This is a genomic window from Stappia indica (assembly GCF_020177335.1).
GTDB classification, from domain to species: domain Bacteria; phylum Pseudomonadota; class Alphaproteobacteria; order Rhizobiales; family Stappiaceae; genus Stappia; species Stappia indica_B.
On record NZ_JAIVMG010000005.1, the window covers coordinates 122,842 to 147,331 of the forward strand.

Annotated in this window: 20 protein-coding genes; 4 read left to right on the top strand and 16 right to left on the bottom strand. The window is 64.9% G+C overall.

The window, feature by feature from the left end; translation table 11 throughout:
• The 3 genes from LC062_RS08940 to LC062_RS08950 form a co-directional block, all read right to left on the bottom strand.
• Complete coding sequence (locus tag LC062_RS08940) at positions 1 to 1,119, bottom strand: ABC transporter permease subunit (RefSeq protein WP_224910689.1); 1,119 nt, start codon at positions 1,117 to 1,119, stop codon at positions 1 to 3.
• Positions 1,120 to 1,132: 13 nt separating this feature from the next.
• Complete coding sequence (gene oppB, locus LC062_RS08945) at positions 1,133 to 2,056, bottom strand: oligopeptide ABC transporter permease OppB (RefSeq protein WP_224910690.1); 924 nt, start codon at positions 2,054 to 2,056, stop codon at positions 1,133 to 1,135.
• Positions 2,057 to 2,177: 121 nt separating this feature from the next.
• Positions 2,178 to 3,773 carry a peptide ABC transporter substrate-binding protein gene (locus LC062_RS08950; RefSeq protein WP_224910691.1) on the bottom strand — a complete coding sequence of 532 codons (1,596 nt, stop codon included), beginning with the start codon at positions 3,771 to 3,773 and terminating at the stop codon, positions 2,178 to 2,180.
• Between the two features lie 443 nt (positions 3,774 to 4,216).
• Between LC062_RS08950 and LC062_RS08955 the strand changes: the two genes are divergently transcribed.
• Positions 4,217 to 4,936: a FadR/GntR family transcriptional regulator gene (locus LC062_RS08955; protein WP_224910692.1), complete on the top strand. Its 720-nt coding sequence runs from the start codon at positions 4,217 to 4,219 to the stop codon at positions 4,934 to 4,936.
• An 81-nt stretch (positions 4,937 to 5,017) separates the two neighbouring features.
• A complete protein-coding gene (locus LC062_RS08960) occupies positions 5,018 to 6,829 on the top strand; it encodes an ABC-F family ATP-binding cassette domain-containing protein (protein ID WP_224910693.1) in 1,812 nt (603 codons plus the stop codon).
• A gap of 79 nt (positions 6,830 to 6,908) precedes the next feature.
• On the opposite strand, the gene LC062_RS08965 is transcribed toward LC062_RS08960, so the two are convergent.
• The 5 genes from LC062_RS08965 to LC062_RS08985 all read right to left on the bottom strand — a co-directional run bounded on the left by LC062_RS08965 (position 6,909) and on the right by LC062_RS08985 (position 12,799).
• Positions 6,909 to 7,460 carry a GDYXXLXY domain-containing protein gene (locus LC062_RS08965; protein ID WP_224910694.1) on the bottom strand — a complete coding sequence of 184 codons (552 nt, stop codon included), beginning with the start codon at positions 7,458 to 7,460 and terminating at the stop codon, positions 6,909 to 6,911.
• Entirely contained in the window at positions 7,457 to 8,806 is a 1,350-nt protein-coding gene (locus LC062_RS08970) for a DUF2157 domain-containing protein (RefSeq protein WP_224910695.1), read from the bottom strand. The genes LC062_RS08965 and LC062_RS08970 overlap by 4 nt, the downstream gene beginning before the upstream one ends.
• 66 nt (positions 8,807 to 8,872) lie before the next feature.
• Positions 8,873 to 10,387 carry an inorganic phosphate transporter gene (locus LC062_RS08975; protein ID WP_224910830.1) on the bottom strand — a complete coding sequence of 505 codons (1,515 nt, stop codon included), beginning with the start codon at positions 10,385 to 10,387 and terminating at the stop codon, positions 8,873 to 8,875.
• Between the two features lie 69 nt (positions 10,388 to 10,456).
• Positions 10,457 to 10,966 carry an NUDIX hydrolase gene (locus tag LC062_RS08980; RefSeq protein ID WP_224910696.1) on the bottom strand — a complete coding sequence of 170 codons (510 nt, stop codon included), beginning with the start codon at positions 10,964 to 10,966 and terminating at the stop codon, positions 10,457 to 10,459.
• 201 nt (positions 10,967 to 11,167) lie between these two features.
• On the bottom strand, positions 11,168 to 12,799 hold the full coding sequence (locus LC062_RS08985; RefSeq protein WP_224910697.1) for a peptide chain release factor 3: 1,632 nt from the start codon (positions 12,797 to 12,799) through the stop codon (positions 11,168 to 11,170).
• A 280-nt stretch (positions 12,800 to 13,079) separates the two neighbouring features.
• Between LC062_RS08985 and LC062_RS08990 the strand changes: the two genes are divergently transcribed.
• Positions 13,080 to 13,649 carry a DUF2585 domain-containing protein gene (locus LC062_RS08990; RefSeq protein WP_224910698.1) on the top strand — a complete coding sequence of 190 codons (570 nt, stop codon included), beginning with the start codon at positions 13,080 to 13,082 and terminating at the stop codon, positions 13,647 to 13,649.
• Between the two features lie 45 nt (positions 13,650 to 13,694).
• Here LC062_RS08990 and LC062_RS08995 read toward each other — a convergent pair whose 3' ends face one another.
• A complete protein-coding gene (locus LC062_RS08995) occupies positions 13,695 to 14,411 on the bottom strand; it encodes a deiodinase-like protein (RefSeq protein ID WP_224910699.1) in 717 nt (238 codons plus the stop codon).
• Positions 14,412 to 14,442: 31 nt separating this feature from the next.
• Entirely contained in the window at positions 14,443 to 14,898 is a 456-nt protein-coding gene (locus LC062_RS09000) for a MarR family winged helix-turn-helix transcriptional regulator (RefSeq protein ID WP_224910700.1), read from the bottom strand.
• A gap of 149 nt (positions 14,899 to 15,047) precedes the next feature.
• Between LC062_RS09000 and LC062_RS09005 the strand changes: the two genes are divergently transcribed.
• Positions 15,048 to 16,043 (top strand): hypothetical protein, encoded by a 996-nt coding sequence (locus LC062_RS09005; RefSeq protein WP_224910701.1) that lies wholly within the window; start codon positions 15,048 to 15,050, stop codon positions 16,041 to 16,043.
• Here the strand turns inward: LC062_RS09005 and LC062_RS09010 are convergent.
• The 6 genes from LC062_RS09010 to LC062_RS09035 all read right to left on the bottom strand — a co-directional run bounded on the left by LC062_RS09010 (position 15,967) and on the right by LC062_RS09035 (position 24,489).
• On the bottom strand, positions 15,967 to 17,793 hold the full coding sequence (locus LC062_RS09010) for a glucosamine inositolphosphorylceramide transferase family protein (RefSeq protein ID WP_224910702.1): 1,827 nt from the start codon (positions 17,791 to 17,793) through the stop codon (positions 15,967 to 15,969). The genes LC062_RS09005 and LC062_RS09010 overlap by 77 nt on opposite strands.
• 135 nt (positions 17,794 to 17,928) lie before the next feature.
• Positions 17,929 to 19,284 carry a sugar porter family MFS transporter gene (locus LC062_RS09015; RefSeq protein WP_224910703.1) on the bottom strand — a complete coding sequence of 452 codons (1,356 nt, stop codon included), beginning with the start codon at positions 19,282 to 19,284 and terminating at the stop codon, positions 17,929 to 17,931.
• Between the two features lie 26 nt (positions 19,285 to 19,310).
• Entirely contained in the window at positions 19,311 to 20,645 is a 1,335-nt protein-coding gene (locus LC062_RS09020; RefSeq protein WP_224910704.1) for a sugar porter family MFS transporter, read from the bottom strand.
• 2 nt (positions 20,646 to 20,647) lie between these two features.
• Positions 20,648 to 22,144, bottom strand: a complete 1,497-nt coding sequence (locus tag LC062_RS09025) for an FAD-dependent oxidoreductase (protein WP_224910705.1) — start codon at positions 22,142 to 22,144, stop codon at positions 20,648 to 20,650.
• 13 nt (positions 22,145 to 22,157) lie between these two features.
• Entirely contained in the window at positions 22,158 to 23,480 is a 1,323-nt protein-coding gene (locus LC062_RS09030) for a DegT/DnrJ/EryC1/StrS family aminotransferase (RefSeq protein WP_224910706.1), read from the bottom strand.
• 217 nt (positions 23,481 to 23,697) lie between these two features.
• A complete protein-coding gene (locus LC062_RS09035) occupies positions 23,698 to 24,489 on the bottom strand; it encodes a hypothetical protein (RefSeq protein WP_224910707.1) in 792 nt (263 codons plus the stop codon).
• Between the last annotated feature and the right edge of the window lies 1 nt (position 24,490).

Consider the following 24,490-nt stretch of genomic DNA (forward strand, 5'->3'; position numbering starts at 1 on the left):
TTATCGGTCCTTCGGGTCGAGCGCATCGCGCAGGCCATCGCCGATGAAATTGAGGGCGAACAGCGTCGAGGTAAGGAACAGCGCCGGGAACAGCAGCATGGTCGGGTTGCCCTCGATGTCCCGCGCGCCTTCCGCGATGAGAACGCCCCAACTGGTCATCGGCTCCTGCACGCCAAGACCGAGGAACGACAGGAAGCTTTCCAGCAGGATCACCTTCGGCACCAGGAGCGTCATGTAGATCACCACCGGCCCGGTCAGGTTGGGGATGATGTGCCGGCGCAGGATGCCGATATTCTCCACCCCGAGCGCTTCGGCCGCCTGCACGAACTCCTGGCGTTTCAGGGTCAGGGTCTGGCCCCGGACGATCCGCGCCATGTCGAGCCATTCGACCGCGCCGACGGCAATGAACATCAGCACGAAATTGCGCCCGAAGAACACCACCAGCAGGATCACGAAGAAGATGAAGGGCAGCGAGTACAACACATCGACGATGCGCATCATCAACAGGTCCGCGCGTCCGCCGAGATAGCCGGACAGCGAGCCATAGGTGACGCCGATGACAATCGCCACCACCGTCGCCAAAAGGCCGATGGTCATGGAGATCCGCCCGGCGATCAGCGTGCGCGTCAGCAGGTCGCGGCCGGTCGCATCGGTGCCAAACAGGAAGGTGAGCTGCGCGATATCGGCGACGATCACCGCAGAGCGGCCATCGGCGGAAAGGTTCTCCAGCCGGCCGCCGGAGAAGATATCTCCCCGGTCGATGTAGCGCACGACGCGCTGGTCGAGTTCGCCTTCGGAGGAGACCGGAATGCGCACGATGCCGTCGCCGATGACGATATCCTCGCCGACCTCGACCCGGGCGCGGCGCAGCGCCCGCCGGGCTGCCGGCGCCACCGTCTCCGCTCGCGGATAGGGCGTCAGGCTCGGCCCCACCTTCACATAGGAGCGATACACCTGATCATAGCCATGACCGGTCAGCAGCGGCCCGATGATGCAGGCCAGCGCCATCGCCACGAGGAACCCCAGGCTGACGATTGCCGCCCTGTTGCGCTTCAGCCGGATCAGCGCGTCATCCCAGAGCGAACGCCCGCGAACCGGCGCGGCTGCGGTTGTGTCCATGGTCGCCATGTCGCTACCCCAGCCGCACGCGCGGGTCGATCAGCGCATAGAGCAGATCGACCACAAGGTTGAAGATGATGATGAAGATGGCGATGACGATCACCGTGCCCATCACCAGCGTGTAGTCGCGATTGAGCGCCGCCTGGACGAAATACCGGCCAATGCCAGGAATGCCGAAGATGGTCTCCACCACCACCGAGCCCGTCAGCAGCGCCGCCGCCGCCGGTCCGGAATAAGACACCACCGGCAGGATCGCCGAGCGCAGCGCATGCACGACAACGACGGTCCAGGGCTTCAGCCCATAGGCGCGCGCGGTGCGAATATGGTGCGAGCGCATCGCCTCGATCATCGCTCCGCGCGTCAGCCGGGTGACCACGGCGATCTGCGGCAAGGCCAGCGTCACCACCGGCAGGACCTTGTTGGCGAAGGCACCATCGCCCCAGCCGCCGGCCGGCAGCCACCCGAGCCAGACGCCGAAGACCAGCGACAGGAGCGGCGCGATGACGAAGGTGGGAATGGTGATGCCAAGGGTGGCGAGGCCGACAACGCCGTAATCCGCCGGCTGGTTCTGGCGCAAGGCGGCGGCAACGCCGAGCAGCGTGCCGAACACCAGCGCCAGCACCAGCGCCGAGGCGCCGATCTGCACCGAGACCGGCAGGCCCGAGGCGAACAGTTCGGACACCGAGAAGTCGCGATAGACGAAACTCGGGCCGAAGTCGCCGCGCATCAGATTGCCGAGATAATAGAGGTACTGTTCCCAGAGCGGCTTATCGAGATGATAGATCTTGTTCAGGTTCTCCATCACCTTGGCTTCGAGCGGCCGTTCCAGATTGAACGGTCCGCCCGGCGCGACGCGGATCAGGAAGAACGCCCCGGTGACAATGAAGAACAGGGTCGGGATCGCCGTGAACAGCCGGCGCAGCACGTAGCCGAGCATCAGATGCAGGCTCCAGGTTTGTCAGACAACGGGCGTCCACCGGTGGATGTCACGCCGGCGGAGCGACAGACGAGGCGGCGGGGCGGTCCGCGAAAGCCGGAACCTCCCCGCCGCCGGCCCGTCAGTTGCCGATCGACAGCAGCCGCGTCGGATGCACATTCATGAGATTGTCCTCCCAGCCGGACAGCTTGGGCGATACCAGGCTGTGCGAGGAGTAGTAGAGGATCGGCAGGAATGGCAGATCCCGAAGGAACATGGTCTCCGCCTGGCGCAGGATCTCCGCCCGTTTTTCCAGATCCGTCTCGGCGACGGCCTTGTCCATCAGCGCGTCATACTCGGGGTTGGCGTAATTCGCGTAGTTGAAGCCGACGTTGTCCGATTCCACCAGGAACAGGAAGTTCTGCGGGTCGGAATAGTCACCGATCCAGCCGGCACGGGCGATGTCGAAATCGCCCTTTTCACGCAGGTGGGCATAGTGACTGGCAAGGTCACGGTTGACCATCGAGGTCTCCACGCCAATGGTCTTCCACATGTCGGCAATGGCGATTGCCGTATTCTTGTGGTTCTCCGAGGTGTTGTACATGATCTCCAGCTTCAGGGGCTTGTCCGGACCGAAACCGGCCTCGCCGAGAAGCTTCAACGCCTCGTCCTCGCGGTCGAGCATCGCCTTGCCCTTGTAATCCGCCTCGACAGCCTCGCCGTAGTTGTTGATCCCCGGTGGCACCAGCGAATAGGCCGGCACCATGGTTCCGCCCCAGATGTCCTCGCCGATATATTCCCGGTCGACCACCAGGGACAGGGCGCGGCGCACCCGCGCATCATCAAGCGGCGGTTTTTTCATGTTGAACGCGTAATAATACGTTCCGAGATAAGGTGGTGTGTGCACCTGATCGCCAAACTTGGTGCGCAAGGCGGCGATCTGATCGGTCGGCAGGTCCGAGCAGGAATGAATTTCCCCGGCCTCGAAGCGGCGCACGCATGAAGCGCGATCCTCGATCGGATAGAAGATCACCTTGTCGATGGTGACGCTGTCGGCGCCGTGATAATTCGCGTTCTTCACCGCGACCAGCTTGTCGTTCGGCGTGAACTCGGTGAGCGTGTAGGCCCCGTTGGTGACAATGTTCTCCGGCTTGACGAAATCCGTTCCATGAGCTTCGACGCTGCCCGGATGCACCGGAAGGCTGGACTGATGGGTCAGGAGCTCCAGGAAATACGGGGTCGGTTGTTCCAGGGTAATTTCCAAGGTCTTGTCATCAAGAGCGACAGCCCCGAGCGTCTCCGGCTTCGCTTCGCCCTTGTTGATCGTCTCCGCATTCTTCACCGGATAGAACATGTTGGCGTATTTGGCACCGGTTTCCGGCATCATGAGGCGGCGCAGGGAATAGACGAAATCACCAGCGGTCACCGGCTCGCCGTTCGACCATTTCGCATCGCGCAGCTTGAAGGTATAGACCAACCCGTCATCCGACACCTCCACGCTTTCGGCCACGCCCGGCACCACCTTCGCCCTGGCATCGTGGAGCATCAGCCCCTCGTAGAGATCGCGCAGGATATGCCCCTCCGCGACGGTCGAGGTCTTGTGCTGGTCAAGGGTTTCCGGATTGCCGTCATTGCCCCGGTGATACACCACCTCGGCGGCGGCGGTCAGCGAAGTTGCGGTCAGCAACGCCCCGGCCAGCAGTGTGGCGCAGAACGCCGAACGGACAGTCTTGGTCATTGTTCTCTCCCTGGTATTTGCAATTCATGTGCCCGAAATCCGCAGACCCGCCCGTTTGCCGGTCGGCATCGACCGTGGCGCGCGCCCCACCTCTCCTCCAGGCTCGGGCAGCACACACCAGCGGTGGCATTTTTCAAACATTCCACCCTTGCCCCAGGAAGACAATAGCCCCGCCGCTCTCGATCCGGTAAACCACGTTGAAAACATATGATTTTCCGAAACTTCGAGGACTCCGGAAAATCATTCCTCTCTCAAGGATTCCGGCCGCATAATCTTCCCATTCGAAGGAGGCAGCTTCCCTCCGCGTCCCCGCACGTCCAACCGCGACTTTTCTGCGTCTGTCATGGGCGAGGCGGACACGCCCCTTGATTTGCAGGCGACAATGCGTGATGCCTTTGCCTGACCAATTCAGCGGATCCGCCGCAAGACAGAAGACGGACGCCATGCAGGATGTTGCGCCGCAGCTTCGCGGCAACCTCAAATCCGCCGTAGCGGAAACCATCGCACTGCGGATTCTCGACGGAACCTATCCGCCGGGCACCACGCTCCCCACCGAAGTGGACCTGCTCGCCGACCTTGGCGTCAGCCGCACCTGCCTGCGCGAAGCCTTGCAGACACTGGTCGGCAAGGGGCTGATCACCTCCCGGCCAAAGCATGGCACCAGTGTGCGCCCGGCGGTCGACTGGAACTACCTCGATGATCAGATGCTGCACTGGCGCCGCAAGGTGGTACCGCAGCATCAGATCCTGGACGAGCTTCTCAGCATCCGCGACCTGGTCGAACCGGAGGCCGCCGCCCTTTCGGCGGAGCACGCCAGCCCGCAGGACCTCGCCGATCTGCGCGAGGCCCTGGAGACCATGAGTTCGGCCGATGGTGGCCGCACCCAGGCGACACTCGATGCCGATGTGCGATTTCACCGGCTGCTGCTGGCCGCCAGCGGCAATGCGCTGATGTCCGGCCTCGGTGCCTGCATCGAGAATGCCTTGCGTGCCTCGATCGTCGTCACCTCCGATCCGCGCATCACCGACCCGATCGCTCTCGATCAGCATCGGCTGGTGCTGGAGGCGGTAGAGGCTGGCGACGCGGACCGCGCGCGCGCGGAAATGCGCAAGCTGATCGACATGACCCGCGTACTGCTGGAACGCGCCCGCACACTCACCTGACGCTCTGCGTCCGTTTCATCCACCGCATGCCGGAGCCGGTTCCCGCTTCGGCCATCTCTCAGGGTTTCAATCGGCTCATTCATGGCGCCTCCCGTTCTGCATCTTCGCGACATCTCCCTCACCTTTGGCGGCACGCCGCTGCTCACCAGCGCAGAAATCCAGGTCGGTGAAGGCGACCGGATCGGCCTTGTCGGCCGCAATGGCTGCGGCAAGTCCACGCTCTTGAAAATCGCCGCCGGTCTGATCGAGGCTGATTCCGGCGAGCGCTTCGTCCAGCCGGGGCGGACCATCCGCTATCTGCCGCAGGAGCCGGATCTCAGCGGCCATGACAGCGTCCTCGACTATGCCAGCGGCGGGCTTGCCCCCGGCGATGATCCGTACCGGGCGCAATATCTTCTGGACGTCCTTGGACTGACGGGGGCGGAGGATCCGCGCACCCTGTCAGGCGGCGAGAAGCGCCGGGCGGCGCTCGCCCGCACCCTGGCGCCGGAGCCCGACATTCTGCTGCTCGACGAGCCGACCAACCACCTTGACCTGCCGGCCATCGAATGGCTGGAAGGCGAAATCGCCTCGATGCGCTCGGCGCTGGTGCTGATCAGCCATGATCGCCGGTTCCTCGCCGACCTGACCCGGGCCACGGCCTGGCTCGACCGGGGCACCTCGCGGCGGCTCGACAAGGGCTTTGCCCATTTCGAGGCCTGGCGCGACGAGGTGTTCGAGCAGGAAGAACGGGACCAGGCCAAGCTCGCGCAGAAGATCAAGCGCGAGGAACACTGGATGACCTATGGGGTCACCGCCCGGCGCAAGCGCAACATGCGCCGGGTGCGCGAACTGGCCGATCTCAGGAGCCAGAAAAAGGCCCATCGCGGACCGCAAGGCAGCGTAACGCTCACCGTCGGCGAGGCGGAAACCTCCGGCAAGCGGGTGATGGAAGCGCGCGGGATCAGCAAGGACTTCGGCACCGGACCGATCGTGCGCGACTTCTCCACCCGGATCCTGCGCGGCGACCGGGTCGGACTGGTCGGTCCGAATGGCGCGGGCAAGACGACATTGCTGAAACTCCTGACCGGCTCGCTCCAGCCCGACGAAGGCACGGTCATCCTCGGCACTGCCCTGGAAATGGTGACCATGGATCAGGCGCGGGAGTCGCTGAAGGATGACGACACCGTCGCCGGCGTGCTGACCGGCGGCGGCGGCGACATGGTCACCCTGCCCTCCGGCACCCGCCATGTGATGTCCTACATGAAGGACTTCCTGTTCGCCCCCGAACAGGCCCGCACTCCCGTCGCCGCCCTGTCCGGCGGCGAGCGCGGCCGGCTGATGCTGGCCCGGGCCCTGGCCCGCCCGTCGAACCTTCTCGTGCTCGACGAGCCGACCAACGATCTCGATCTGGAAACCCTCGACCTGCTGCAGGAGATGCTGGCGGATTACCCCGGCACCGTGCTTCTGGTCAGCCACGACCGTGACTTCCTCGACCGGGTGGCAACCTCGCTGATCTTTGCCGAGGGCGATGGCCGCTGGACCGAATATGCCGGCGGCTATTCCGACATGGTCGCCCAGCGCGGCGCCGGCGTCGCGGCCCGCAAGGCCGCCTCCTCCGCGCCGGCGAAGGCGGCCGCGAAACCACGCCCGCAAGAAGAAAAGCCGAAGAAGAAGGCCCGCCTCAGCTTCACCCAGCAGCATCAGTTGAAGACCCTGCCCGGCGAGATCGACGCGCTCACCAGCCGGATCGCCACCATGCAGGGCGAGCTTGAGGACGCGAATCTTTTTGCCCGCGACCCGAAGCGCTTCGACAAGCTGATGGCCGAGATTTCCAAGGCACAGGACAAGCTGGCGGAGGCGGAGGAAACCTGGCTGGAGCTGGAGATGCTCGCCGAGGGGGACGGCGACTGAGCACCACCGGCCCGGCCCGTCCGCGAAACAGAGCGTTATCAAGAGACGACCGGGCCGCCCACGGGCGGCCCGAAACACATCAGAAGGCGCTGTCTTGCAGCAGCACCTTGCCATCGGCCAGAAGGCGCAGCGGCGCCGAGCGCCCGTCCGCGCTGACGGCCACCACCAGCCGCAAGGTGCTGGTATCCAGCCGTTCGATCTCGCGGCCCCGCCCCTCCGGCACGAAGAACGCATCAAGCCCGTAGTCGATGAGAACGCGGCCTCCCGCCGCAATCCGCCGCACCGTGCCGCTCAGGGCGACGCGCCCGGCGGCGGGCGGCGCGTGGAGCAGGTCCACCGCCCGGAAAATGCCGTCCGCATCCGGCTCCACCACGGTCCAGACCCGGTCGCCGGCCTGAAGGTTCTCGGGGCGCCCGACCTCGGAGACATCCACCTCGCCGATGGCCGGATTGAGGATCACATAGTCGCCGCGCAACAGATCGCGCGGATCGACCGGCCGCAGGGCCAGTGTCACCTCCACACCGGAATAATGCACCGACAGCCGGTCGGCGAGCGGCAGGGCGACCAGCAGGAGTTGGATCAGCGCGGCAAGCCCCCAGCGAAGCCAGGAAGAGCGCAAGGCGGTGCTCATGTCCGCTCCTCCGCCGTGGTCGCCGCCCGGCGACGCATCATCATCCGCGCGCTGACAAAGGCCACCGCAACCATCACCAGACCGGCAACCAGGAAGAACGCCGACTGCCCCAGGAGCGAGCCGATGGTCTCGTGCAACAGCAAAAGCAGCAAAATGGCGAGCCAGAGATTGCCCGCCACGGTCCAGGCCCCGACCGAAAGATAAACGCCAAGAGCGCTGACGGCGATCAGCGCCGCGCAGGCAATGGCGGCATGGAGCACCGTGGCATAGGGCAGCACCAGAAACAGCAGCGGCCCGGCAAGGTTCAAAAGGGCGACGATGCAGACCGCCCGCCGCGCCTTCTTGTCGGCGCCACCGGCCAGCATCAGGCCGCAGCCGATGAGGGCCGCCGCCAGCATGACCAGCACCGGCAGCAGATCGAAGATCACCGCAGCATCGAGCGCCAGCGGATCGCTCCGGCCGTCGAACAGCACGGCGGAGATGGTCAGAATGCTGGAAATCGACAAGAGCATGATGCCGCTGTTTTGCACCAACCCGGCGAACAACGGCAGGCCGGCCAGCATGGGATGCGAGCGCCCCAGCACCCGCCCGCCGCGCAGCAGCGTGCCCCAGACGGCAAGCGCGGCGGCAACGGCGGCGATGGCCAGCAGATATGGCCCCTCGTCATGGATCGCCGGAATCCACCAGGCCGCAACCCAGCCATAGACCGCCACCCCTTGCACCAGAACCGCCACGCGGCCGGCGAAGGAAGAAAAGCGCAGGACATGCAGAAGGCAGGCGACAAACAGTGCCGCCGAGGTCCAGAAGATCGACATGAGCTCCGTCGCCGGATCTTCCCACCAGGGAATGGCTGCAAGCGCGGCGATGGCGGCAATCACCAGCGCACCGCGCGACCGGGTCAGCCAGGCGGCAGCGAGCGCCCCCAGCGACACCAGCAGGGCGCCGCCTTCCCAATCGGCGGGCAGGTGATAGATCTGCCCGACCAGCGCGATGCCGGATATGAAGACGAGCGTTGCGAACATGGTGGCCATATCCGCCGCCCATTTGCGCCCCCGGCCCGCCAGCACAGCGGCGAGGCCATGCGCACCGGCAATCGCGGCGAAAATGCCGATCAGTTTCGCCACACGGGGGATGCCGTCCCAGTTGGCAGCCACGAAGGCGGCAATCGACAGGGCCAGGAAGATGACGCCGATTGCGCCAAGCAGCATCGGCACCCGCAGTCCGGCGGGCGCGCGTCCGGCGACGTCGGCCCGTAGCAGCCCCGCCGTCTCGGAGCTGATCAGCCCCTCGCCGGTCCAGCGCGCCAGATCCGCCTCGATCCTCTTCCGGTATCTCGTTTCAAACATGTTTCCTGCCTGCCGGCGTTGGGGCCACACCGCTCTGCTTCGACATTTCGGAACCCGTGCGAAGGATCAGCGAAGCCACTGCAAAGCGTACCAGATACACGCCGCCAGCGCCCCGGTCGAGGGAACCGTCACCACCCAGGCGGTGACGATCGTCAGCACATGGGCGCGGCGCACCAGCTTGCGGCGGCGCAGATCCGCCGGCTCCGCCTCCCTGAGCACACCGCGCTCATCGAAGGGCGAGCGGCGCCGCACCGCCTTCTGCAACCGGTCCCGGTTCATGAACCATTCGCGGTAGAAACCAACGCCGAACACCGCTCCGACCGCGATATGGGTGGAGGACACCGGCAGACCAAGCCCGCTCGCCATCAGCACCGTGATCCCGGTGGCCAGCGCCACGCAAAACGCCCGGATCGGATTGAGCCGGGTAATCCGCTCGCCGACCATGCGCACAAGGCGCGGCCCGAACAGCAGGAGACCGAAGGAAATGCCCGCCGCTCCGACGAGCAACACCGAAAACATAAGGCCGGAGCCGGACAGGCCGGGCCCCGCCCCCGCCAGACCGTTTGTCCCGCCGAGTGCGCCGACGATGGCCGCGACCGGGCCGACCGCATTGGCCACATCATTGGCGCCATGGGCAAAGGAGAGGATCGCCGCCGCCAGGATCAGCGGCCAACGAAAGAGATAGCGCAGTGACTGATTGCGATTGTCCAAACCTTCCGCAGCGCGCGCCACCATCGGTGCGGTCAGGGTCGCCGTCAGACCAGTCGCTGCAAGCCCGGTTGCCACGACCGCCGGTAGCGGAATGCTCGCCCCCGGCATGCCAATGGCCAGCAGATAGACCGCGAACACCCCGACCATGACGCCAAACAGCACCGGCACCCAGCATTTCGCGGCGGCGATCTTGTCCTGCCGGTAGATGATCCGATCCTTGATGAACGCGAGGCACAGGGCGGCGATCAGCGCCCCGAGCAGCGGCGAGGCCATCCAGCTTACGGCAATCGCGGTGATGGTGTGCCAGTCGAGCGCCACCGCCCCGGCAGTGGCCAGCGCCGCACCGAACACGCCGCCCACCACCGCATGGGTGGTGGAGACCGGTGCCCGCAGGATGGTCGCCAGATTGATCCAGAGCGCAGAAGCAATCAGCGCCGCCATCATCGCCAACGGAAAATCGGCCGGATCGGCGAACATCGCAGGATTGACGATGCGCGCGGAAATGGTTGTCACCACTTCCCGGCCGGCAATCAGAGCGCCCGCGCTTTCGCACAGGGCGGCCAGCAGCAGCGCACTGCCCATGGTGAGCACCCGCGCGCCCACCGCCGGGCCGACGTTGTTGGCCACGTCGTTCGCACCGATGTTCAGCGCAAGATAGCCACCGACGGCGATGGCCGCCGCGATCAGCAGCCAGTTCGGATTGCCCTGAAAGACAAGCGCGGCAACGCCGGCGCAGACCAGAAGGAACACCAGCCCCGCCGCCTGCGCCACGCGCGACCGCGACAGGAAGGTGGTGGCCTCCTCCACGTAGGTGAATTTTTCCAGATCCTTGTCGAGGGTCGTGGTCGAGGGCGGGCGAAAGACATTCATGGTCACCTTCCGCCTCTCACGTTCCCCGCACCGCACTGCCCCTCGCCAGTCTGGGCTGCGTCCGAGTCATCATGATGACAGATCGGCCGTGGAGATCATGCGCAGCAGCGCGGAAAGCTCCGGCTCGTGGACACGCCGCGCCGCCTCTTCCGGCGAGAACCAGCGCATCTCCCGCTGTCCCTTTTCCGGGAAGCTGTCCGCCTGCGAGGTCACCCGCAACGGAAAGACCGAGACGCGCACGCGGCGGTCGAAGCCATTGTCGAGGCGCTTGTTATAACCGTAGCTGCCCATGGCCTTCTCGCTCATGGTGCCGACCATACCGACCTCTTCCCAGGCCTCCTGCGCCGCCGACTGGCTCAGCGTGCGCCGCTTCTGCGGCCAGCCCTTGGGCAACACCCAGCGTCCGGTATCACGGCTCGTTGCGAGCAGCACCTCGACCTGGCCGGATGGCATCCGCCTCCAGGGCAACGCCGCCACCTGCACGGCCGGTGGCTTGCCACCAAGCCACAGGCGCACCAATTCGATGGCGCGGCCAAAGCGCATGGACAGAGTCGGGACAGGTGTGCTCGTCAGGGCCAAGATACCCGGACCCCCTTTCTGGTTTCCAAGAGAGATCGACAAACAGAGTCGCGGCGCCTTAAATATTCGCCGGCGAACATCCTAAGTAGTCGCGTTCGTCTCGCATTGCAAGAAAAAGCGCACAAATTACGCCTTTTTCACGAATACGTCAGAAACGTGGCAACCTCCGCCTCATTTCAGAGGCGGAGACCAGCGTTGCTGTCAGTCGGGCGTATGAACAATTTCCCGAGTTTCACGGAATCGAATCTCCGGATTCTTTTCGCCTACATAGGAGACTTCCCACGCGTTCTTGAACAGGAACACAGGCCGGTCATCCCGATCATAGGCAAGACTGCCCCGGCTGGCATCAAGAAAGCGGCGCAACACCTGGTCATCGTCGCACTCGATCCAGCGCGCGGTGTTGTACTGCACCGCATCGAAGCCGATTTCCGTCTGGTACTCGACCTGCAGCCGGTCGATCACCACATCGAGCTGCAGCACGCCGACGACACCGACGATCCAGTTGGAGCCAATGCTCGGCTTGAAGATCTGCACCAGCCCCTCCTCGGCCAGATCCTCCAGACCCTGGCGCATCTGCTTGACCCGCATGGTGTCGCTCAGCCGCACCCGCCTCAGCACCTCCGGCGCAAAGGCCGGCAGCCCGGTGACGTGGATTTCCTCGCCCTCCGTCAGCGTGTCGCCAACGCGCAGCTGGCCGTGGTTGGGCACGCCGATGACATCGCCGGGATAGGCGGTTTCGGCAATCTCGCGCTCTTCGGCGAAGAAGAAGATCGGCGCGGAGACGGCGATGGTCTTGCCGGCGCGCACATGCTTCAGCTTCATGCCACGCTTGAAGGTGCCCGAGCACAATCGGACGAAGGCGATCCGGTCCCGATGCTTGGGATCCATGTTGGCCTGCACCTTGAAGACGAAGCCAGACACCTTCGGTTCCTCGGGACGGATAACCCGGGCGGTGGCCGGCTGGGCGTGAGGTGCCGGGCCGAACGCGGCGATGAACTCGATGATCTCCTCAACGCCGTAGTCGCGCAGTGCCGAACCGAAGAACACCGGCGTCATATGTCCTTCGAGGAAGGCCTCGCGGTCGAACTCCGGATAGGCTTCGGCGCCCAGTTCCACGTTCTCCTCCAGCTCGGTCATCACGTTGGCAAAGACCGTCTCCGTCAGCACCGGATCCTCAAGACCCGATACCTCGCGCATGGTGTCGAAGCGCTGGCCACGCCCCTCGCTGGAGGTGAGAAAGCGTTTGTTGCGCCAGTCGTAGACACCGAAGAAGTCCGAGCCCATGCCGACCGGCCAGGTCATCGGCGTGACGTCGAGGGCCAGCGCCTCCTGGATCTCGTCCAGCGCCTCCAGCGGATGCCGGCCCTCCCGGTCGATCTTGTTGACGAAGGTAATGATCGGGATATCCCGCAGGCGGCAGACCTCGAACAGCTTGCGCGTCTGGGTCTCGATGCCCTTGGCCGCGTCGATCACCATGATCGCCGCGTCGACGGCGGTCAGCGTGCGATAGGTGTCCTCGGAGAAATCCTCGTGGCCCGGCGTGTCGAGCAGGTTGAAGGTGATGCCGCCGCGCTCGAAGGTCATCACCGAGGAGGACACCGAGATGCCGCGTTCCTGCTCGATCTTCATCCAGTCCGAACGGGCCCGGCGGCGCTCGCCGCGCGCGCGCACCTGACCGGCGGCGCGGATGGCGCCGCCCGAGAACAGCAGCTTTTCCGTCAGCGTCGTCTTGCCCGCATCCGGGTGCGAGATGATCGCGAAGGTGCGCCGCGACAGATAGGGGGCATTCTTGCCGGGCGCCTCGGCCGGCTGCGGAAGTTCGCTGAGGCTCATGCCTGCTCCTTAGAAATCGACTGCGGCGGCTTGCGCGGGTCCAGCGGACCGGGCTAAAGCTCCGGTCCTTGCCCATTACAACCGGCCGGGAGGGACCGGCTTCCCGGCCAGCCAGCCGGTTCGATCCCACCTCCGGGCCGGCTCATCGCCGCGCCACCCTTTGTTTCGTGCGCGGGACCCTAGTCAAGACCGGCGCAAAATACCAGTGCCACGAATGCGGGGCAGCATTCGTGGATTGCCTGCCCCATCCTTCTCCTCGCCTGCAACACCGGATCCGACGATGACCGCTTCCTCTTCCCGGCTTCTCCCCTTTTTCGTTGCTACGGCGCTGCTCGCAGCGACTGCGGCCATCTTGCTGGCCATGGGCCGGGTGCCGATCTGCACCTGCGGCGAGATCAAGCTGTGGACCGGCGATGTGATCTCAAGCGACAACTCCCAGCACCTGTCGGACTGGTACACCCCCTCACACATCATCCACGGGATGATCTTCTACGCCCTGTTCCACTTCACCGTGCCCCGGGTGCCGCTGGGCTGGCGGGCGGTTGGCGCCATTCTCATCGAGGCCGCGTGGGAGATCCTGGAAAACAGCCCGATCATCATCGACCGCTACCGGGAAGCGACCATTGCCGTCGGTTATGTCGGCGACAGCGTGATCAACTCGGTGGCCGATATCCTGTGGATGCTGGTCGGTTTCTGGCTCGCGGCCAAACTGCCCTGGCGCGTCACGCTCGGCCTCGCCCTGGTGATGGAGGCGGTTGCCGCCCTCGTCATCCGCGACAATCTCACCCTCAACGTCATCATGCTGCTGTGGCCGGTCGATGGCATCCGGGCGTGGCAATCAGGCCTTTGATCCCGCCCTCCCGCACAGATTTGCCGGACAGCCCGACCCGATCGCTCAGCACTTCGTGTCGGCTGAAACCGGCAGGGGACGATTGAAGACGAGCCTCAGGTTGCGCTTGATGACATTCGTCCAGAACAGGAACGGCAGGCCCTTGAAAAAATCCCCTGCCGCCCCCTTGCCCGCGCGCCTCAGGGTCTTGTGGACCGTGGCTGGCCGAGCCGGGCGGAAGTAGCTCTTGGCACGAATCGGCTTGCCGGTGATCAGGCTCTTCAGCGCACTGCGCGTTGCGCCTGGATTGTTCCACTCGGCCTTGTAAACGACACAGCCGTTCTTGTTGATGATGTAGACGGCATTGGGCATGCTGCCATAGGCCTTGTGTGCGGTCCCTTGAAAATCATCGACATAGACCAACCGGGTTTCGCCATCCTCCTCCTTGAGGCGGCGGGCGCAGGCTCGTTTGTCTGCGAAGGTCTTGTGCCCCTGGATGCCGGCTCCCGGATGCGCCTCGCGCACATAAAGCACAGCGCTTGAGACGTTGGGGAATTCCTGGCTCAGCGGGCTCATCACGCCACGGCGGCTTTGAAACAGAGGGCAGGTGATGCTGCCGAGCTCCAGAACCAGAAAGTCGCCCTCGAACTCCAGCAGGTTGCGGATTTCACCGTCACTTGTTTCCAGCTTGAAATCTGGAGCCTTGCGGCCAACCTCAGGCCCCGCCGCACGTTCGAAATCATAGTCATCGGTCGAAAAAGCATCGTAGTTGTAGCCAGTCATCTTGGTTTTCCTGACTTTTCGGGTTTCCCGGTCAGCGTTCCGGCATCAGATTTTGCGTCATCTGCCGGAGGGTCCGGACGGTGATCGCCAGATCGTTTCCAGAAATCCCGGCAACGGCCCTGGCGATCAGCGATTGGGCGATCGGGATCAGCAACGGCCGCAGACGTTCTCCCTCACAGCCAAGGCCGATCAGGGATCGGCGCCGGTCCGCGGGATCCTCGCGCCGTTGCGCCAGCTTCTTTGCGACCATGCCATCGACCAATCGGGTGATTGTCGTCCGGTCGCGTATGGTCATGTTGGCCAGGTGGCTTGGCGTCTGAGCCCCACGGCTCCAGAGAACGAGCAGAACCGCCCATTCTTCCGCGCTGACATCGTGCCCCGCCTCCCGGAACGCCTGCGCGAGCTCCTTGCGCACGAGAAAGCCGAGGCGGTTGACCCAATGCAGCGGGATATCTTCGTGATCGAACTTCATATGTGCATGATACACTAATTGTATCACACACGCAATATGACCCCATGCGCCCGGCCAGACCTTGACCCATGCGCCCCGACACAAGACCGCAACACCGGGTCTTGACTCCGAAGGCCCGGACCGCGACCTTCCGCGGCCCAGGTCCTCAAATTCACTCGGTTGCCATGTCCTTCGTTCTGCCGCTTGCCCTTGCCGCCGTCGGAGGCGGTATCGCCACCGCGATTTCGGTGCATGACTTCTTCGAGGGCGAAACGCTGATCGCCGACCTGCGGCGCGCGCGCCGGCTGTCCCGGCTCGACCTGGCAGAGCTCGACCGGAAAGTGGCCGCGACTGCGGTCCGCAGCCCGGCGATCGTCTCGCTGACGACGATCCCGAGCCGGATCGGCCATATCGCCATGACGCTGAAGAGCCTCATGGACCAATCGCTGCCGCCGGCTGAAATCCGCATCAACGTGCCCCACCATTCACGCCGGGAGAATTGCGGATACGAGATTCCACCGGAACTGGAAGGGCTTGCCACCGTGCGGATCATCCGCTGCGAAGATGTCGGCCCGGCGACCAAGCTGTTTCCGACCCTGACCGCCGTCGACGCCGACGCGCCCATCATCGTTGTCGATGATGACCGGATCTATCCGCCGGGCTTCATTGCCGGGCTGACCGCGGCTGCGGAAGCAGACCCAAATGCCGCGCCGGCGCTGTCCGGCTGGGTGGTGCCGGAGGATCTGACCGACCGCCCCACCACCATCCGCTCAAACCTTTACATGTTGCCGCCGGCGCCAATCCGCGCGCGGCGTCTCCGCCAGCGCCGGGAAATCGACATCCTGCAAGGGTTCTCCGGGTATCTGGTGCGCCCGCGCTTCTTCCCGGACATGGCCGGGATGCTGTCCCATGAGGGCGCGCCGGAGGCGGCATTCTTCGTCGACGATGTGTGGATCTCCGGCCATTGCGAGGCCCCGAAATACGTGATCCCGGCCGCCCGGGCCGGCTTTCAGCTCTGGTCGCACAAATCGCTGTATCGCGCCTCCAGCCTCGGGCTGATCAATCGTGGGGAAGGCGGAGACGAAGGCCGCAACAACACCATCGTCATCCGTCACATGGCTGAACGCTGGCGTGTGGGAGGCCCGGCGCAGCGCGCACCCCTAGGGTCTCAAGACGGCTGACCGCATCGGCGACAGCGGCGGTCACTGACGGGTCGCCGGCAAGAAACCGCTTTGCCACCGGGTCGATCGGCGCAAGACGCGGGCCGATGCCCGGCAGGCCGGAGGCAAAACCGAGCCGGTCGCGCACATCGAAGGTCACCGCCCCCTCACACATGGCCACATGATGCGGTGAGACCAGCGCCACCAGATCGGCGAGCGGATGACCGCGTCCCACCGGCGTTTCCGCGTAAGCCTCAGGCGTGAGCGGCGCGATCCGGCGCACCTCGGCCGCCTGGCCGTAATAATCCGTGTTCTTCTGGATCACCCGCATCGGCCCGTCCGCATCAAGGAACAGACTGCCGGCGCCGCGCCCATACCCATGCGAGCCATCGGCGAAATGCCGCGCCTCGTTCACCGGATGAGCGGTCAGCGCACCGGTCTCCAGATCGTCGGTGGAAAAGACATGAAGGGTCCGCGCGCCCTCCCCGCCCGCGCTCATGCAGGTCACCAGCCACCACTTCCCACCGCGGTGAAACACCTTGGTGTCGACCGCATCCACGTCATGGAAGAACCGGCGCACCCGGCGCCATTGGTCTGGAAAGCCGACGCATTCATAGAGATCGAGCGCACCGAGGGCACAGGTCTCCGGCACCATCATCAGACGCTCGCCGATCTGGAACAGATAGGGAAATGAGGAATGCTCGCGCAGCGGCAGCACCGGCTGCACCGGCCCGGGTCGCAGCGCGTCATCCAGCTCCATCGCCACCAACCGGCCGCATTGCTCCAGGTATTCAAACTCCTCGACGAACAGCCAGAGCCGGCCATCCCGGCGCATCAGGAACGGATCGGCATAGTAGCTCAAGGCTGGCGCACGCACCGGGGTCGGTGCCCTGTCACCGGGCCGCATGACGAAGACCTGGAAATGCTCCTTCGGCCAGCGGTGCAGGCCCAAGAGGCGCCGGGTGCAGAAATCCTGCCAGCGCAGATTGATCCTGTCGCCGACCTTGTAGGCTCGGTAGCCGAGACGCACCAGCGGATCGGCCCAGAGGGGCTGACCGCCAAGCACCTTGTTGCGGGAGCTGAGCCAGCGCACCGGGCGGAACGAACTGATGTCGATGTCGCCGGGGTTGAGCACCAACTCGCCGGCCTGCTCCATCCGGAATAAGACCACGCTCAGCACCGTCTGATCCGCATTGTGGCCAATCCGTTCGGCGGTAAAGGCGCGCGGATCAAGCGCCAGATCGCGCCAGGTGGCGATCAGCTTTCGCGCCGCCGGGGTGGCGGTATCCAGCCCCAGAACCCCGCCGATGCGCACCTGACGGTGCAGGAAATCCGGCTCGATCCGCAGATAGTCCCGCACCGCCGGTTCGCAGCACTGGTCGATGTTCGACTGCCCCTCCAGCGTATAGACCTGATGGCGGGCTAAGACCTCCAGCGGCTCACGAAGGTCACCGTGAAACAGGGTGGCGCTGTCGAGCCAGAACACCGTACCGCCGAAACGCTCGGCAACCTCGGCGATGATCAGCGGCTTCCAGGCGAAGGTCTTGGCCTCCACCGCCACATGCGCCGGATGATCCTCGAAGCGGAAGCGAACGATCTCGCACCAAGGGAAACGCGCGCTCAGATCCCGGCGCTGCTCCGGCGTCAGGCCGAGATCATAGGCAAGGATCCGGTGTTGGCTGTGCAGCCCCCGGCGCCTGACACTGAGCAGAAACTGCGCAAGAGTTCTGCCGAAAACCGCATTCGCGGCGGTGACGATGGTAACGGTCATGAAGGCTGCCAAATAGAGAACAACTTGAGCGGTTTCTTGTCACCGACAATCGTCGCGATGGCAAGGGCACGCCGTCACCCGCATTGATAGACTGGTGTGGACACTTGCGGACGTGGCACGCACTCCTCCCGCTTGTCACGACCGCCCGAGCCGCCGCAGCGGCCTGCCGGCAATCACCTTCTCCTCGATTTCCTCAAGGGCGCAGCCCCGGGTTTCCGGGATCCAGATCACGGCCACCACCAGCGCCAGTGCGCAGATGGCCGCAAACAGCATGAAGACAACCGCAAGGCCGAATGCCGTGACTCCCGTCAGGAAGAAAGCCGCCACCAGCGCGTTGAAGAGCCAAGAGGTGGCCGAGGCTGCCGACAGACCGCCTTCCCGATAGGTTGATGGCACCAGTTCGGCCATCAGCACGTAAGGCAGCGGCCCAAGGCTGATGGCGAAGGCGGCGATATAGACGCACAGGCCGGAAAGGCCGAGCAGCGGCAGGTCGAAGAGATTGGCGGCCACCACAGCGCACAGTCCAAGCACCATCACCGCCGCGCCGTAGATTGCCAATGGGCGGCGGCCCAGCCGGTCGACCACCAGGATGGCGATGACCGTCGCCACCACATTGACGAGCCCCAGGCCGAAGGTGGCGCCGAGCGCCGCCACACCGGCGGGAAAGCCCAATTCGATGAAGATCTTCGGCGCGTAATAGAGGATGCCGTCGATGCCGCTGAGGTTTTGCAGAATGAACATCGCGCAGCAAAGCGCCAGCACCGCCACGGTGGTCCCCTGGCGCAAGGAGCCGAACCGATCCCGCAAGGAAGAAGGAGCCGGTCGGTCCCGTTCTGAAAGCGCATTCACCGCCAGCACCGCCGGTTGATGCTCCACACCAAGGGCGGCGGCGGCACGCCGGGCCCGCTCGCTCCGGCCCGCGCTTTCCAGCCATAGCGGACTTTCCGGTACGCTCGCCAGCGCCGCAAGGCCCAACAGAGTGATGATCGCCCCGCCGCCGATGGCCGCCGGCCAGGCGTCAGGGTCCTCCAGCCACAACGGCACGGCATAGGCGGCGAGGATGCCGAGGGTCACGGCAAGCTGGAACAGCGACACCACGCCGCCCCGCCGGTGCGCCGGGGTCGCCTCGCCCGCATACATCGGCGCGACGGTGGAGGAGATGCCCACCGCCAGGCCCATCATCACACGGGCAATCACCAGCCAGCCAAGTCCCGGTGCCAGCACGGTGATGGAATACCCGCCGAGCGCCAGCAGGAAGGCCACCAGCAGGGCCGGACGGCGCCCGAACATCCGCGCCAATGGCGCGGCGGTCAGGGCGCCGGCGAAGCAGGAGATCACCAGCGAAACGGTAAAATACTCCTGTCCGGCGATCGACAGGTTGTAGGTGCCGGCGATCGGTTCCAGCCAGCCGGCGATGCTGGCGGTGCTGTAGCCGAACAACAGGCCGCTGGCGACGGTCAGCAGAGCAACACGCGCCAGCGAAAACGCCATCGGTCCTTCTATGGTCGGCAGGGGCTTCATGCGGTGGCCGCAAGCCCCCGCTTTTCCAGGTCCTCAAGGCTTGCGCCCTTGGTTTCCGGCGCCCGCGCCCAGGCGTAGACGGCTCCGAGCACGCAAAAGCCGCAGAAAATCGCGAAGGTGACCGCCGCGCCGGCCTCGGCAACCACGACCGGGAACAGGAACACCACCAGGAAGTTGCAGCCCCAATTGGCCACCGAGGCCATGGCCATGCCCCGGCTGCGCATGGACAACGGGAACAGCTCGGACATGTAGATCCACGGCAGCGGCCCGAGGCTGACGGCGAAGAAGGCGATGTAGACAAACAGGCCGACCAGCGCGACCGGCGCCATCTCCGGATCGCCCGAATTCATGGTCATGGCAATGACCGCGAGGCTGGCGGCTGCGCCGAGAAAACCGATGATGAACAAGGGCCGACGGCCGAGCCGGTCGACAATGAACATCGCCACCACGGTCATCAGCACATTGACGATGCCGATGCCGACGGTCGCGGCAAGCTGGGTGCTGGCACCATCGAACCCGGCATGACCGAGGATCGTCGGCGCATAGTAGATCACCGCGTTGATGCCGCTGACCTGCTGCAGCAGAAAGGCGATGATGGCGAAAGACGCGATCGGCCGCATCCGCGCCGACAGGAACCCGGACCAGTCCGGGCTCTTCGGTGCGGCGGCCTGCGCGGCGGCGATATCGCGAACCATACCGGCCGCAGCGTCGCGGCCCAGTCCGGGTTGTACGGCGGCGATGACCGCTTCCGCCTCCTCGTTGCGGCCGCGCATCACCAGCCAGCGCGGGCTTTCCGGCGCGAACCAGATGCCACCGAGCGTGACAATGGCCGGCACGGCACCGAGCGCCAGCATCCAGCGCCAGGCCCCGAGCGGCTCCAGCATCATATCGATCAGATAGGACACCAGAATGCCGATGGTGATCATCAACTGGAAGGCGGAGACCACCGCGCCGCGCTGACGCGCCGGAGCCAGTTCCGCCAGGAACATTGGCGCGGCGAGCGCCGAGGCACCGATGGCAATGCCCAGCAGCAGCCGCGCGACGACCAGAACGACCTCGCCGCTGGCAAGGCCACTGGCGAGCGCGCCGATGCCGAACAGCAGCGAGCAGATAATCAGCACCATGCGGCGACCGAGCGCATCCGCCCAGATCGCCGCCAGGACCGCACCGGCGACCGCACCGAGCGGCACGGCGGAGGTCACCATGCCCTCGCCCGCCGCGGTGATGCCGAACAGCTTGGTGATGAATGGCAGGGCGCCGGCGATCACCCCTTCGTCAAAGCCGAAGAGGAAGCCGAACAGCGCGGCCAGCGCAACAAGACGAATGAGCATGATCAGGCCTTTTCCTCAAGCTGAGCGGCAACGCCCTCGGCATGGCGCAAGGACCAGGCCGTGATGGTGAGATAGCTGTTGGCGGAGCCCTGCGACGGCCAGGCGGCGGAATCGGCAACCGACAGGTTGCCCAGCGACCAGAACCGCCCGTAGGTGTCGGTCACGCCGACGCCCGGCTCCGCCGACATGCGCAAGCCGCCGATCTCGTGCAGCGCTGCGCCCGGCGGGTTGATCTGGCTGCGCACCAGCTCCGCCCCCATGCCCTGGGCCACCTGCGGCAGGAAGGCGTTCATCTCGTCGAGAATGCGCAGGTCGCTCTCGGTCCGGTCGGCCAGCACCACATACTCGCCCATGCTCCCCGGCCCATCGCCGGCCTGCCCGGTCATGCGCACTTCATTGCTCTTGGCCGCCTCGCCGACGCCGAAGCAATAGGCCAGCAGGTAAAGCCCTTGCGGATCGCAATCGAGCCAGACCGTCGCGTGATACGGCGAGTACCAGGTTTCATCGAACGGCCCCTGAACCTGGATGTGATAGGGCCGGTTTTCGGCGGCTGGAATGAAGGTATAGATCGGCTCGTTCACCGGCGCGTTCAGCTTGAACAGGCCCTGAATGAACAGATGATCGGCAATGTGACTGCCGACCAGCGGATGCACGTCCTTCAACCCCGAGGCCAGGGCCAGCCGGGTCGACTGGATCGCGCCGCCGGCAAAGGCGTAGTGGCGGGCGACGAGGCGGAACCGCCGGTCATCCTGCGTGCCCCGGGCAATCAGGCCGGTGACCGCGTGACCATTGTGGTCGACCCGTTCGGCCAGCGTGTCCGGCACCAGAGTGATGCGCCCCCGGGCGACCGTCTGGCTCAGGAGGCCACTGCGCAGCAGGCGGTCGGCGGCGCAGTCGAACCCGCGCGGCACGTAGCCATTGCGCGATTCCTGCGTGTCGACACCAAGCGAGGCATGCTCGGCCTCGATACCGGCGCCGCGCAGACGCTCCAGGATCGTGTCCTGCGCCGCGCCGCGAAAGAACGGCGGCCGCTGCTCGCTGCGCCCGGAGACATGCATCAACGCCTCGGCGTGATCGTAGTAGGGGGCGAATTCCTCATAGTTCAGAGGCCAGTCGCCGAAATCCCACTCGGAAAAGCGCGGCGTGCAGCCGCCCCAAAACAGGGTGCGCCCACCCACCGCCGACCAGGCATCGTTGTTGAGCGGCGAAGCCACATCCTCGCGGTAGTTCGCCCGGTCGCTCCAGGCGGTGCGGTAGCGCACCAGATTGTGGATCTGCGGGGTGATCTCGCCCCGGCTGCGGAAGGGCGAGGAGCCGACGTGGTTCGGCAGGACAAAGGGCCCCGCCTCCAGGATCACCACCGAAAGTCCCTTGCGGGCCAGCTCGATGGCGCTGGTCACGCCGGCCGTACCCGAGCCGACGATCAGCACGTCGATGTTGGTGGTGGATTTCGAAATGGAAAAGGGATCGGACGCGAGAATGGATGAAAGAGTAGACATGGTTTTCCCGTTTTTAGCGGCGGAACAAGGCATTGGCGACTTTGCGGAAGGCCGCGACGATGTCGTCCACATCCGCGTCGGTCAGCTTCGAGGCAATCGTCAGCAACATCGACCGGCTGCAGAGATCATCGCAGCGCGGCAATGCACCCTTGTGATAGTCGATCTCATCGGCAAAGGCGTTCAGCGGATGGGTCCAGGGGAAACCGTCCCGGCTGTTGGACCGCTTTTCCGTCAGGCTGGGAATGTTGAAATACCAGTGCAGCCCCCATTCGCGCATGGCGAGGCACCCGAGCGAACCTTCCGGACCGTGAATGCCCTCAGCCCGCAGCGCGGCGACAAACCGGTCGCACAGATCCCCATCCGCGAAGCTGGCGATCAGGAACGGACCGCTGTCGCCATCCGGGTCCGGCACGGTGCGGAAGGTCAGTTCGGGAATATCCGACAGCGCCTCGCGGATCCGCCATTTGGCGGAGCGCATGGCACCGGTGATCTGCGCCAGCTTGCGCGACTGGGCCAGTGCCATGGCGCCCGCCAGATCGGACATACGCGCGCCAACGCCCCAAAGCTGGCAGGTTTCGTCCGAGGGATCGAGCCGGCCGGCGCTGTTTCGGGCATAGCCGAGGTCATGCAACGCGACGATGCGACGGAACAGGGCATCGTCATCGCTGACCACCATTCCGCCATCGCCGGCAGTCATGTTCTTGTTGAGCTGGAAACTGAAGGTCGCGATATCGCCGAACCGGCCAACCGACGTGCCATTCTGGCTGGCTCCCGCCGCCTGGGCACAATCCTCGACCAGCTTGATCCCATGCTCGCGGGCAATGGCGGCGATGCGGTCGACATGCCCCGGCGCGCCGCTCATGTGCACCAACAGGATCGCCCGGCTGCGCTCGTTGATCTTCCGCTTCAGATCCTCCGGATCCATGCAGAAGGTCTCGTCAATATCGACGAGACGGGGAATGGCGCCGCAGCGCACAATCGCTGAAACACAGCTGACCCACATGTAGCCGGCGATCAACACCTCGTCGCCCGGACCGATTTCCAGCGCCGAAAGGGCGATAGATAGAGCCGCGGTGCCGGAGGAGACCGCCAGCGCATGGCGATGGCCGTGGGTTTCGCACCACTCCCGCTCCAGCGTCTCGACCATATGTTGCGGATCCGGCCCGTAAAACCGGAAAGGACTTTGCGCCAACACCACCTTCTCGACCAGTGCGCGCTCTTCCTCACCGATCCAGTGGGCCCCCGGCAACTCCCAGGGCAACGGCTCGGTACGCACCGGATCGCCGCCTTCGATCGCAAGACGGTTCGCCATCACGGTATGATTATGGTCGGTCAAACGGTGTCTCCCCAAGCCGTAGAAGTCTGCGTCTTCCACCGTGACGGGGCCCCCTCCGGCGCACCCTTCACGGCGCCAGCCGAGGCTGGCAAGCGCCCGGCAGCGAAGGAATTCAACACGGAAGGTGTTATTGCTTTATTTCCAGACGTGTAAATTTTGACAGATACACCATGATTGCGAGAGGCGGTTGGCATCGACCGCGCCGCCCTGCGACCGGTCAGAAACGATAGGTGATACCGAGAACCGGCCCGCTGAGGGTCGTATCGAAGACATGGCCATTACGGGCATAGTCGGTGTCGAGAAGCTTGTACCCGGCGGACACCGAAAGATGGTCCGAGAACGTATAATTGGCAGTGACCAGGGCGGACCAGGTCATATCGGCGCCGACCCCGAACCCGCCGACATCGGCTTGCGCCTGTAGCGACAGGTTCTCGGCGACACGAAGAAAAGCACGCGCACCGATCACCGGATCGACCCAGCCAAAATCCTCGCCGTATTTGACGTTGCGCCCGGCCACCCGAACCCGAACATCATTGGAAACATGCCAAAGGCGCAGACCGCCCAAGGCATCCAGGGTGAAATCCGAACCATCGACCAGCCGATAGCCAGCCTGCCAGGTGGATGTGAACTGCCTGCTGTCGACCGAGGTATCGACCGCCCCCACGACCGGAACACCGCGCACAAACTTGCTGTCCGTGGTCGCGACATACAGAAGATCACCGGAGAACACGAAGCGCTCGTGGCGTCCCCAGATGTTGACGAAGCCACCAAGATTGAGATCACCGAGAACATCGGCGAAACTCTTCCGGGTGCCGATCGTCGGACCTCTCCGAAATGGCGAGATATCTCCGCTGATACCAGCCCCCCAGACATAGGGAGTAACCTGCAATGCCCAGGACCGGACGGGCACCACGTGGTTCACCTCTCCCGCTGAGGTTTTAGTCCCCTCCTCCGCGAGCGACACGGTGGCGCCGAGGACAGTCAGAAGAACAACCAACAACGTACGCAAG